Here is an 11341-nt window from a genome sequence, read left to right on the forward strand (position 1 = left end):
GCAAGGACGCATGGATGTCGAATGACGCGTTTCGCGTGCCGCCCAGCCTGTATCTACCGCCGGCGAACGGCGATGTGTGGCGCGAGGGTGATGTGCTGGTGTGTACTGCGGGCGCCAACCTGCCGCCGCGGTGCGTCAAGTGCAATGCGCCGGCCGACATGCCGCCACGTCGCTACATCTTTCATTGGCACCACCCGGTGATTTACGCCGCGCTATTGCTGGGCGTGTTGCCGTACGTGATCCTGGCCATTGCGCTACGCAAACGCAGCGCGCATGTGCTCAGCTTGTGCGCGCAACACGAGCGCCGCCGCGTGCGTTACGTCGCGGTGGCGATGGCATCGGTGTTGGCATTGCTGGTGTGCGGGCTGTCGATCGACAGCCCGTTCCGCTGGGTGATCGGTGCCGGCGTGATGGCAGCGATGCTGTTGATCGGCCGCCTGGGCTCGCGCGTGTTGTCGCCGACGCAGGTCGACCATGCGCAGTCAAGGTATCTGGGTGCCTGCGATGCATTCCTGAGCGATTTGCCGCCACCGCCACAGGCATCGCGCCAGCGTTGATGCAACGCGGCGCACCTGTGGTGTGCGCCGCTGCAAGATCGAACAACCGCAGCGATTACAGGGTGCGATCGTCCGGGGCGAGTGGCTCGGCCGCAGGCGTCGGACCCGTCGACACGATCGGCCCGCGCAGCGACTGCTGTGGCATGGGCTCATGCACCGGCTCGCCGCGTGCGGCGCGCAATGCATTGGCGTAGCAATGCTGCGCAGAAAGCAGGTCGCCAGCGGCGGCAAATCCATGGCCCAACTCTTCCCAGGCTTCGCTACCGGCGCCATTGGCAAGCGCGCGGTGCAGGAACTCTTCGGCCTGCGACCACTGCTGCTGATGGCGTGCCAGCCGCGCCAGCGTCAACAGCAGGCCGGGGCTGTCCGGAGACTGGGTCAGCCAGCGCTGCGCACTGGCCCGGCGCGAATCGTATTTTTCCAGCGGCAACACGCCGTACAGGCGCACCAGCGATTCGTCCCACTGCGTATCCAGCGCCTGTTCCAGGCTGTGCACGGCGGCATCGTCCCAATGCAGCACCGCGGCCCGTTGCGCGTAGGCACCGACCACGGCCGGGTAGGTGCGCAGCGGCTTGGGCAACGCTTCCCAGCGCTCGGCCAGCGCATTGGCATCGCCGGCCTGCAACAGGGTCTGTTCGGCCAGCGTTGCCTCCAGCGCGCTGTAGGCCTCCGGTGCCAGCACCGCCTGTTGACGCAAGGCGCCGAGCTGGCCGTAGGCTTCATCGGCACGGCCGATCTGCGTCAACGCATGCGTGCGCAGCAACAGGCCGCGTGCCGGCAGCGGTTGGGCATTGGCAGCATCGAGCGCGTTGATCGCCTCGACCGGCCGTTGCCGCGCCAGATGCCGCTCACCCTGCAACAGCGCGTACGCGGTGGGGTCGCGCTCGGCCAACTGCTGTGCGAGCGCAGTGGCCGATGCCTCGTCGCCGCGTGCATCGGCCACGCGCACAGCGCTGGCGAGCGCAATGCCGCTGACGTCGTCGTCTTCGCTGGCAGTGACCAGCAGGCGCTCGGCGCGTTGCCACTGGCCGTGGTCGGCCGCGCGCAGGCCTTCGATCAGGCGCGCGCGGCCCTTCTTGCGGCGGTACTTGCCCCACACGCGGAACGGCAGGCTGATCAGCGTCCACAGCAGCCAGATCACCAGCAGCGCGATGATCAGGATCAGCGCCGCCTGCGGCATTGCGGCGCGGTAGTCGTTGCCGCCCACGCTCACCACCACGTTGCCCAGGTCGTAGCTGTTCTGATGCGACAGCCACTGCGCACCGAGCACGCCCAGCGCCACGGCCACCAACAGGATCAAGACGGTACGCAACACTTTCATTGGGTGGATCTCCCTTCACGCATGGCCTGCAGTTGCAGCAGGGTGGTGCCCAGTTCCGGCAATTGCGGACGCAGTGGCGCTTGTTGCAGCGTGCGCAGGCGCGTACGCACCTGACGACGTTGCGGCGAGTCCGGCCACAACCGCGTGGTCCAGGTCTCCACCCGGCGCAGCGATTGTGCAAAGCCCTGCGGATCGCCGCGTTCTGCGGCGGCGCGCGCAAGGCTGATTTCGATCTGCAAGGCATCGCTGGCGGCGTGGCGGTCGCCAGCGGTCAGCAAAGCGTCGCCACGGCTGGGGCGAATGTCCACCAACGGTGCCAGCACTTTCTGCCACCACGGCCGCACCGCTTCGGTGGTTTGTGCGGATTGTTCCGGCAGGCGCTGCAGATCGATGGCCAACTGGTCGAGCGCCTGCGCCGCCTGTGCCTGCGGGCCGGCGCCGAGGCGGTCCAGCGCATCGCGCTCCTGCACCAGTGCCTGGCGCAGATTGAGATAGCCAGGATCATCGATGCCGTTGAGTGCGCCGTTGGCCAGTGCGTAGGCGCGTCGGGCGCCATCGGCGTCGCCGGCGATGCTCAGCCGCTGCTGGCCAAGCCGCAGCAGCAGTTCCACTTCGTCCAGACGCAGCGCCTGCGCGCCATGCCGGTTCGGGTCGGCAAGCTTCTGCACGGTGTCTTCGAGCAAGGCGCTGCGCTGGCTCAGGCCCAGCATTTCATCGCGCAGCACGCGATTGGTCGCCGCTGCGTCTTGCAGCCGCTCATTGGCCAGGCGTTGATCGCGTCGCAGTGTTTCCAGCAATTGCTGGGTGCCGTCCCAGCGTTGCTGCTGCGCCTGCGCTGCCTGCAATTGCGCGTCGTGATAGCTCTGCCACGCACGCCAGCCGAAAAACAGCGCCACGCCCACGGCGGCAATGGCCAGCACAAGCAGCAGCCAGGCCCAGGGAAACCGTCGCGTGGTGGCGGGCATTTCGGTCATTCGGACATCCTCGGGCGGTCACGACCGGCGCAGGCGCCGCAGTCATCTGGCACAGCATGGCGTGCGCCGGCAGAGCGCCGCAAGCTGTGCTTGAGTTCGCAGTTCAGCAAGGTCGCGATGGTGTCACGATCGCTGCAGCGGCAGCGACCAATTGCTCCGGCAACGGCCCTGCCGCGCGAACGACGTGGCAGAAGCCCGTCGCTTGCGCGGCGTCGCATAGGCGTTCGCTGGAGGCCACCAACGGGCGTTGCCGCACTGCCTCGCTCAGCGCGGCGGGCAACTGCTGCAGCACCAGCGTCAGCGCCTCGGCACTGCTCATGGCCAGCACGCTGCGCGGCAGTGCATCGGTCAAGGCGTGCAGCGCCGACGGGCGCAAGCGCAGCGGCACGCGTTGATACACATCCGCGCGCAGGATGCGCGCACCGCGTTGTTCCAGGGCAGGGGCCAGCATGCCGCGTCCACCCGGCGCGGTGATCAGGCCGACACGCTGCAACGGCGCTGCGAACAGCGGCAAGGCGAGCAGGCCTTCGCTGTCCATGCGCGCAGGGCGCACGACCGCGTCGATGCCACAGGCCTGCAGCGCGCACGCGGTGCCCTCGCCCACGCTCACCCACTGCGCCTGGGGTGGCCGCTGCAAGGGCCGCAGTTGATGCGCGGCGCGCACGGCTGCCGGGCTGGTGAACACCGCGATGGGCGCTTCCAGCGCGCGCTGTAAAGCGGCGCGCGCCTGCGCGGTGTCGTTGGTCTGCAGGCGCCACGGCGACAATGCAAGCAGCCGGCCGCCATGCCGTGCCACCGCCCGCCGCAACGGCGCGTGCTCACCGCTGGGACGCAGCGAGAGCAGGGTCCAGGGATCGGCGAGCGGGCGAGGGCGGGTCATCTGGCGATTATGCGAGAGCGCTGTCGTCTCGGGGTGGGTATTGCGTGCGGTATCGGTGCGGACGAGGACTTAGAGTCGCCCCAAAACCGTAGCGAGCCGCTGCCAGGCGGTTGCCGACGGCTTACTGGAACTGAAACGTACGCTTGGTAAACGCCGATTCCCGGCACAGGCCACGCCAGTTTGGTGGTGGCGCAGTCGTTTTGGTGCGCCCCGTCGTGCGTTGTGTGCCGCGCAGCGTGATGCCTGCGTTTCTGCGGCCAGAACCTCGTGTTGGGGTCTGTGCCGATTGCCGCCTCCGCCCACGATCCGCCACGACAATCGAGCCGGAGTGGCAGCGTGATCAAGTCCTACCTCATCAACATGCAGCGCAGCGGCGATCGCCTGCAGGCGATGGCGGCGCGGTTCCAGGCATTGGGGATCCCGTTCGAGCGCCTTCCCGCCGTCGATGGTGCCACGCTCACGCCTGCGCAGATCGCCGATTTCGTGCGTGAGCGCCCGTTGGAAAACTCCGGCGATGCCTTCAGCACCGGCCCGCGCAAATGGACAGCGTCCAACATCGGCTGCTTCCTCAGCCATCAGGCGGCCTGGCGCATCGCGGCCGAGTCCGACGCTGCGTACACCGCCATCTTCGAAGACGACATGCACCTGTCCGATGCGCTGCCGGCGCTGTTGCGCAGCACCGACTGGCTCCCGCCGGGCAGCAGCGTCGTGCGCCTGGAGCCGTCCTACAACCGGATCAAGCTCGATGCCAAGGTGGCCGACATCGCCGGGCGCCAGCTGCGCCTGGTGCGCCCATCGACCTATCAACATTGCTGGCCGGTGTGCGCCGGTGCGCTGATCATCAGCCGCGAGGCGGCGCGACTGCTGCTGGCCGCCGACGCGCGCTGGCACACCATGGCCGATATCTTTTTGTTCGGCTGGAACGAATCGCCGGTGGCGCAGCAGCTGTCCACCTATCAGCTCTCGCCGGCCGCCTGCATCCAGGACAAGTTCTTCCACGCAGCGCCGGAGCAGATCGTGTTCACCAGCACCATCGATGCGCCGCTGACGCGCGCGCAAAAGCAACGCAGCGCGCACTGGAAAGCCAAGGCAACCACGCTGTTACGGGTGGCGCAGGGCTATCGCAAGGTTGTGTTCGCACCGTAAAAAGTGATCGACACGGTGGCGCCGCTGATCGCAGGCCTTGCAGGTGCGCATTCGCACGCCGCCGTTGCGCGCGCAGCCCGCAGCAGTTGATGCCGAGGGATCCACCGGTTTGACGACGTAATACCAGCGCGTGCGATCGCCCGATCCTGCACGCGTTCACCATGCGGTACCGCATGTCATCCATATGCACAAGACGCTCGCCGGACATTGCGGCATGATGCCGCCCTTCGCCGTCTGCCAGCCTTCCGATGACTCCTTCGTGCACGCTCGTCTCCGCCCTGCAGTCGCTGCAGTCGCAGTTCATCGCCATGCCGCCGGTGCTGTCGATGGGCATTGCCGTGGATGGCTTGCACGATGGCGCGCTGCGCCTGCGCGCGCCGTTGCAGGCCAACGTCAACGACAAGGCCAATGCGTTCGGCGGCAGCCTGGCCTCGTTGATGACGCTGGCCAGCTGGGGGTGGCTGACGCTGCAACTGCAATTGGCCGGCCACGAAGCCGACGTGTATGTCGCCGACAGCCAGCTGCGCTATGTCGCGCCGGTGTACGAAGACCTGGTGGCCGATGCCGGGCCTGCCGAGTCGGGCGGCTGGGACGCCTTTCTGGCGACCTTCCGTCAGCGCGGCAAGGCGCGCATCGGCATGCGCGCGCAAATCGCGCTCGGCTCGGGCGCAGCGGCGGCCACACTGAGCGGGCGTTTCGTAGCGTTTCCAAAACGGTAGGATGCGGGCTGGATCAAGGGGGGAATGCGCATGCGTGCACTGATGGGAGCGGTGGTCCTGCTGGGGCTGGCGATGCTGAGCGGGGTGGCCACTGCCGGCAGTCGTGCCCAGGCGCGCGCGCTGGAAGCCACCCAGGCCGCCTATACGGCGGCGGTGCGCTGGAGCGATTTCGATGCCGCGCAGGGGTTTGTCGAACCGACCTACGCCCAGGCCCATCCGCTCAGCGACCTGGAACGCTCGCGCTATGAGCAGGTGCAGATCTCCGGCTACCGCGAGTTGCGCGTGGGCGAAGAGCCCAATGGCGACCTGCGCCGGGAAGTCGAGCTGCGCGTGATCAACCGCAATACCCAGGCCGAACGGCTGGTGCGCAGCAGCGAGATCTGGCACTGGAATCCGGAACAGAAGCGCTGGTGGCTGGTCAGCGGCCTGCCCGATCTGTGGAAGGGCCAGTAGCCCGGCCTCTGCCTGCTGGCCGTCGCGCGCGCCAGCTGTGCGACAATTCCCGCCCGCTCGACTGACCCTGACCCCGTGAATTTCGAAGAGCTGCAGGCCTTTGTCGGCCGCAACCCCATGTTGTCGCTGGCCCTGGTGGGCCTGACCATTGCCCTGATCGTCACCGAGGTTGCGCGCCTGTTCCGCGGGTATCGCGCACTCAAGCCGTCCGAGCTGACCCGTTTGATCAACAGCGAAGACGCGCTGGTGATCGATCTGTCGCCCACCGCCGATTTCGAAAAAGGCCATATCGCCGGCAGCCGCAGCGTGGCCCTGGCCAAGTTCGACCCGGCCAGCAAGCTGCTGGCCAACGCCAAGGCATCGCCGGTGGTGGTGGTCTGCCGTAGCGGCAACACCTCCGCAGGTGCGGCCAAGACGCTGAAGAAAGCCGGCTTCGAAAAGGTGTACTGGCTCGAAGGTGGCATCGCCGCCTGGCAAATGGCCGAGTTGCCACTGATCAAGGGCCGCTGATCCGCCTTGTGCGGCAGCTCGCAAGCCCCCATTGCTTGCGTGAGATACTCGCATTTTCACGTCTGCATCACTCAACGCTGCACCCACCGAACCGCTTTTGGAGTTAGGAATGTCCGACGAAATCCTCAACGGCGCCGCCGCGCCGGCCGACGCCGCTGCTGGCCCCGCTTTCACCATCGAAAAGATCTACGTCAAGGACGTTTCTTTCGAATCGCCGAATGCGCCGGCCGTCTTCAATGACGCCAACCAGCCCGAGCTGCAGCTGAACCTCAATCAGAAGGTCCAGCGCCTCAACGACAACGCCTTCGAAGTCGTGCTGGCCGTGACCCTGACCTGCACCGCCGGTGGCAAGACCGCTTACGTGGCCGAAGTGCAGCAGGCTGGCGTGTTTGGCCTGGTCGGCCTGGACCCGCAGGCGATCGACGTGCTGCTGGGCACCCAGTGCCCGAACATCCTGTTCCCGTACGTGCGCACCCTGGTCAGCGACCTGATCCAGGCCGGCGGCTTCCCGCCGTTCTACCTGCAGCCGATCAACTTCGAAGCGCTGTACGCCGAAACCCTGCGTCAGCGCTCGCAGGGCGAAGGCACCTCGCTGGCCGATTCCGAGCCGGCTGGCAACGCCTAAGCACCGTCTGCGCCGATGAGCGATTCGACCCACAAGATCGCCGTTCTTGGCGCCGGCTCCTGGGGTACGGCCCTGGCAGCGCTGCTCGCCAGACACGGTCACTCGACCGTGCTCTGGGGACGCGATGCGGCGATGGTGGATGCCATCGACCGCACCCACGAGAACGTGCGTTACCTGCCCGGCATTCCGCTGCCGGAGACCTTGCGTGCCACCACCGACCTGCAGGCGGCCATGGCCGATGCAAGCTGGATTCTGGTCGTGGTGCCCTCGCATGCATTCACCGAAACGATCCGCCTGATCGCTCCGTTGCGTCCGGCCAACGCCGGCGTGGCATGGGCGACCAAGGGATTCGAACCCGGTTCCGGGCGCTTTCTGCATGAAGTGGCGCGCGATCTGCTCGGCCCCAGCGTTGCGTTGGCCGTGGTGACCGGGCCGTCGTTCGCCAAGGAAGTCACGCTCGGCTTGCCCACGGCCATCACCGTGCACGGCGACGATGCGGCGTTTGCGCAAGTCGTGGCCGATGCGATGCATGGCCCCACCTTCCGCGCCTACACCGGCGATGACATGGTGGGTGCCGAACTCGGTGGCGCAATGAAGAACGTGCTGGCGGTGGCCACCGGTGTGGCCGACGGTATGCAGCTTGGCCTCAATGCCCGCGCCGGTTTGATCACGCGCGGTTTGAACGAGATGTTGCGCCTGGCTGCAGTGATCGGTGCGCGCCCGGAAACGTTGATGGGCTTGGCCGGGTTGGGCGATCTGGTGCTTACCTGTACCGGTGATCTGTCGCGCAACCGCCGGCTGGGGTTGGCGTTGGGTCGCGGGCAGAGCTTGAACGATGCGATCCGCGAAATCGGTCAGGTGGTCGAGTCGGTACAAACCGCCGACGAAGTCATGCGCCAGGCCGAACAGCACGGCATCGAGTTGCCGATCTCCAACGCCGTGCGTGCGGTCCTGCATGGCGAGATCACCCCGGAAGCCGGGTTGAAGGGGCTGTTGGCCCGCGAGCGCAAGCCCGAGTACCCGCAGACCTTGTTTACCTGATCGCAGCGTCGCGTGCTTGCGCGCCGCATGGCATCAACAGAGCCCGGCAATGCCGGGCTTTTTGTTAGCTGACGATCGCACCCCTCAGGGGCGTACTGCAGCCGATCAAGCGCATTGCCTCTTTGAAGGCCACATGCGTCGCATCGCCTTGCTGCCGTTTCTGCACGCGTTGTGTATCCATCGCACAAAAGAAAGAAGCCCGGTCGGGGGGACCGGGCTTCCAATGCAACGCGGGAGAGAGTCGCGTTGCAGTCAAACGTGCGGCTTACCAGCTGAAACGCGGGCCGACCGACCATTCCTTGTTGCCGTCGCCATCCATACGGATGTCGCCGTTGATGCCCCAGTTCTGGTTCAACTTCACCTGGGCGCCAAGGCGGCCGTAGAAGTTGTCGCCGATGTCGATGCCGCGCTTCTTGGAGAAGTCTTCGTAGCCAGCCAGGGCATAGACTTCGAAGTGCTCGCCGAAGGCGTTACGCAGGCCGGCTTCCACGCTGTAGCCGTCGAAGCTGATGTTCGGGCTGTCCAGGTCCAGCTTGCGGTAAGCAACGCGGGCAACGAAGTCGGTGCTGGTGGCGATCTCGTGGTTGTAGCCCACACCGACGCCCCACTGCTGGAAGTCGGAGTTGGAGCTTTCGAACACGCTGTCGTTGTCGTCAGCGTTCTGCTTGCTGTAATCACCGAACACGTGGAAGTTCGGAGCAACGGCGTAAGAAGCCTTCAGGCCCCAACCATCTGCATCGCGACCTTCGGTCGGGGTGCGCACGTAGTCGCCTTCGACGAAATTGTAGGAGAGGTTTTCAGCAGCGGAGGCCGCAAACGGCAGGGCTGCGAGGAGGCCGAGGGCCAGCAGTGAAGTCTTCATGATCAATACCTGTACTTATGGTTTGGGCCGGCGCTGAGGCGGATGCCGTTCGCTGCCGAGATGTAAATTCTCCGTTATTCGATGGAACGCGACATGAATTTTGAACTGAGCAGTGAATGAATCATCGCGCCAGATTCAGCTGCGCTTTCTTGTGGTCAACGCGTGTGCGTACTAGTCGCAATTGAACTGTGACGAAGGTTTGTCTCTCAAACGGCACTCCGCCAGAGCTAAACTCTTTACGCCTTGATGGGATAGGCATACCCAAGACCCATACTTCGACCGCGGGAACATCATGACAAAGCAGGACACAGGCGAACTTCTTGCGCGGGCGGCTCAGTCGATGCTTGACGCCGATGACGCGAAATCTGTCGCGTTGCTCAACATGCTGCTTGATCAAGCCCCCAACTGCGCTGAGGCGTATTACCTGTTGGGCGCGCAGCACGCGCAGTCAGGGGAGATGACTCTCGCTGAACATGCATTCAAGCATGCGTTGCAATTGTCTCCAGAGTTGATCATGGCGCGTTTTCAGTTGGGTCAGCTGCTGCTTGTCACTTCACGCAACAGCGAGGCAATTCAAACGCTGCTACCGCTATCGGAGTTCACCGCTAACGCGATCGGCAGTTACGCCGGTGGTCTGATCTCCATCGCAAATCAACAGGTCGCTCTTGCGATCTCACAGTTGCGGGCGGGACTGGAAAAGGAACAGCCGCTTGCTGCTCTGCAAGCGGATATGCAAGCTCTGGTGATCAAGCTGTCAGATGATGGACAGGTACATCAGCTATTGCAGTCGGACATCGGTGATTCGCCAGCCGGTGCATCCATGCTGCTGTCCAACTACAGCCGCTACAACTGATAGATGGAGCTGGGTTCTCTCTCGCCCACTGCCGCACTGATCGCTGCGATCCGTGGCGATACGGTGCGTGGGCGTGGGAGGGTCGCTTCTGTTGGTTCCGCCACTCGCAAGGCAGAAGTGGCCGGTGCCAGTCATGCCAAGACGACCGCGCAGCTGGAACGACAGCTCGTGGAAATCGTGCATGAGGTTCCCAGTGATGACTTGGCGGCGGTGCGTCGCGTGCGGCCCATTCTGATACGACAGGTCTTGCTATGGGAATTTGGGCAAACCTTCCGAGAGCATCCGGAATGGAGCGCTATCCTGCAGCGGATCGAAGCGACGCTGCATGCGGCTGATCCGGATGCCCAGCAGTTTGCCGGCTTGGTTCGCTCGTTGCAGCGGAAAGGGGTGAGGTGACATGAATGACCTCGCTGTCGCCGTATCGCCCCTGGCGCGAGGGGCGTCGGCTGGCATTGTCTTCCCGATGGAAGGTGCGCACACCGGTGACTTATTGATGGCACTCCCGGCAATTGGTGCTGCGCTCCAGCAATCACCCGTCGCGGTCGTCGGGCTGCGCCCGACCTACTACCGCGCGCTGCGACGGCTGCCGATTCAATTTCGGTTTCACGTTGATGGTGGCCGCGTACTCAAGCCACATTGGCGAGCGAACGTTCACCCCACTGACGTCTGGCTTCAAAGCCTGTCCGAGGATGCAAAGCCCGTCAGGATGGACATTCCTACCGACGATGGGCCGTGGATCTCGCATCTGATGCCGGGAGGGCCGTGGGTCATGTTGAGCCCTTGGGCGGACTTTGCACCCAAGCGCTGGGCCCCCGAACGCTGGCGTGCCCTTGCGGGCTATATCGCAGATAGGGGGTTTTCCGTTGCGGTATCCGGTCCGCCTCAGTCGCAGGCATTGGCTGATTACATTGCAGGCGATTCGCACGCCAATCTGGTGGGGATGGACACGCCGGAGAATTGGCCGGCGTTGCTTCGACGTCCTGGACTCGTGGTGACCGTAGACAGTGGTCAGCTGTATTTCTGCGACGCAATGCGGGTCCCTGTCATCGGATTGCATGGTCGAACCCGACTGAGCGAGGCCGGTCCTTACTGGGACAATAGCTTGTGCATAGAGACCAATGGAATGGACGCCGTGTCGCTCGATGCAGTCGTCGTGTCCTTCCAGCGCTGGGCGGCGGGCATGAGTGGGTATTCGCCGTTGTCTCAGCGATTGCAAGGATAAATCGCTACCAGCCCTAAACTTATTTCTGTGCCCCGGGATTGTATGGGAGTAACGGCGGAAGAACGCCGACCGACAATCCATTAGGAGCTAAGGAAGGTCTGAATAACGATGCCTGAGAGTGCGGAATGTCCGCATCGTTCCGGAGAGTCTCGTTTGGATCTTCGGAGTTTCGCCATTT

At 64.7% G+C, this 11341-nt stretch carries 13 protein-coding genes and 1 pseudogene; 10 read left to right on the forward strand and 4 right to left on the reverse strand.

Going from position 1 to position 11341, the window contains the following annotated elements; all coding sequences use genetic code 11:
• The first annotated feature begins 14 nt into the window (after nucleotides 1-14).
• On the forward strand, nucleotides 15-557 hold the full coding sequence (locus XdyCFBP7245_RS14495; protein ID WP_104616272.1) for a hypothetical protein: 543 nt from the start codon (nucleotides 15-17) through the stop codon (nucleotides 555-557).
• A 55-nt stretch (nucleotides 558-612) separates the two neighbouring features.
• Here XdyCFBP7245_RS14495 and XdyCFBP7245_RS14500 read toward each other — a convergent pair whose 3' ends face one another.
• From XdyCFBP7245_RS14500 to XdyCFBP7245_RS14510, 3 genes and pseudogenes are all read right to left on the reverse strand, one after another.
• Nucleotides 613-1878 carry a heme biosynthesis protein HemY gene (locus XdyCFBP7245_RS14500; protein ID WP_104616273.1) on the reverse strand — a complete coding sequence of 422 codons (1266 nt, stop codon included), beginning with the start codon at nucleotides 1876-1878 and terminating at the stop codon, nucleotides 613-615.
• The gene (locus XdyCFBP7245_RS14505; protein WP_104616274.1) at nucleotides 1875-2852 is read right to left on the reverse strand and encodes a uroporphyrinogen-III C-methyltransferase; all 978 of its coding nucleotides are present in this window, start codon (nucleotides 2850-2852) and stop codon (nucleotides 1875-1877) included. Before XdyCFBP7245_RS14505 ends, XdyCFBP7245_RS14500 begins: the two co-directional genes overlap by 4 nt.
• Before the next feature lie 103 nt (nucleotides 2853-2955).
• Nucleotides 2956-3750: pseudogene (locus XdyCFBP7245_RS14510) on the reverse strand (uroporphyrinogen-III synthase); the annotation flags it as partial.
• Between the two features lie 318 nt (nucleotides 3751-4068).
• Here XdyCFBP7245_RS14510 and XdyCFBP7245_RS14515 point away from each other — a divergent pair.
• From XdyCFBP7245_RS14515 to XdyCFBP7245_RS14540, 6 genes are all read left to right on the forward strand, one after another.
• On the forward strand, nucleotides 4069-4878 hold the full coding sequence (locus tag XdyCFBP7245_RS14515) for a glycosyltransferase family 25 protein (RefSeq protein WP_104616276.1): 810 nt from the start codon (nucleotides 4069-4071) through the stop codon (nucleotides 4876-4878).
• A 248-nt stretch (nucleotides 4879-5126) separates the two neighbouring features.
• Complete coding sequence (locus XdyCFBP7245_RS14520; protein WP_104616277.1) at nucleotides 5127-5597, forward strand: YiiD C-terminal domain-containing protein; 471 nt, start codon at nucleotides 5127-5129, stop codon at nucleotides 5595-5597.
• A gap of 30 nt (nucleotides 5598-5627) precedes the next feature.
• Nucleotides 5628-6050, forward strand: a complete 423-nt coding sequence (locus XdyCFBP7245_RS14525; RefSeq protein WP_104616292.1) for a hypothetical protein — start codon at nucleotides 5628-5630, stop codon at nucleotides 6048-6050.
• A 75-nt stretch (nucleotides 6051-6125) separates the two neighbouring features.
• On the forward strand, nucleotides 6126-6560 hold the full coding sequence (locus XdyCFBP7245_RS14530) for a rhodanese-like domain-containing protein (RefSeq protein WP_104616278.1): 435 nt from the start codon (nucleotides 6126-6128) through the stop codon (nucleotides 6558-6560).
• Nucleotides 6561-6669: 109 nt separating this feature from the next.
• Nucleotides 6670-7185, forward strand: coding sequence for a protein-export chaperone SecB (secB, locus tag XdyCFBP7245_RS14535; protein WP_104616279.1), 516 nt, complete (start codon nucleotides 6670-6672; stop codon nucleotides 7183-7185).
• A gap of 15 nt (nucleotides 7186-7200) precedes the next feature.
• Complete coding sequence (locus tag XdyCFBP7245_RS14540) at nucleotides 7201-8226, forward strand: NAD(P)H-dependent glycerol-3-phosphate dehydrogenase (protein WP_104616280.1); 1026 nt, start codon at nucleotides 7201-7203, stop codon at nucleotides 8224-8226.
• Nucleotides 8227-8491: 265 nt separating this feature from the next.
• Here the strand turns inward: XdyCFBP7245_RS14540 and XdyCFBP7245_RS14545 are convergent, their stop codons facing one another.
• A complete protein-coding gene (locus XdyCFBP7245_RS14545) occupies nucleotides 8492-9088 on the reverse strand; it encodes an OmpO family porin (RefSeq protein WP_104611926.1) in 597 nt (198 codons plus the stop codon).
• 292 nt (nucleotides 9089-9380) lie between these two features.
• On the opposite strand from XdyCFBP7245_RS14545, the gene XdyCFBP7245_RS14550 reads away from it, so the two are divergent.
• From XdyCFBP7245_RS14550 to XdyCFBP7245_RS14560, 3 genes are read left to right on the forward strand one after another with little or no spacing between them, the layout of a single operon-like run.
• Nucleotides 9381-9941 carry a hypothetical protein gene (locus tag XdyCFBP7245_RS14550; protein WP_104616281.1) on the forward strand — a complete coding sequence of 187 codons (561 nt, stop codon included), beginning with the start codon at nucleotides 9381-9383 and terminating at the stop codon, nucleotides 9939-9941.
• A 3-nt stretch (nucleotides 9942-9944) separates the two neighbouring features.
• Complete coding sequence (locus tag XdyCFBP7245_RS14555; protein ID WP_104616282.1) at nucleotides 9945-10337, forward strand: hypothetical protein; 393 nt, start codon at nucleotides 9945-9947, stop codon at nucleotides 10335-10337.
• 1 nt (nucleotide 10338) lies between these two features.
• Entirely contained in the window at nucleotides 10339-11163 is an 825-nt protein-coding gene (locus XdyCFBP7245_RS14560; RefSeq protein WP_244907818.1) for a glycosyltransferase family 9 protein, read from the forward strand.
• The last annotated feature ends 178 nt before the right edge of the window (nucleotides 11164-11341 follow it).

Source organism: Xanthomonas dyei, assembly GCF_002939865.1.
In the GTDB taxonomy this organism is placed as follows: domain Bacteria; phylum Pseudomonadota; class Gammaproteobacteria; order Xanthomonadales; family Xanthomonadaceae; genus Xanthomonas; species Xanthomonas dyei.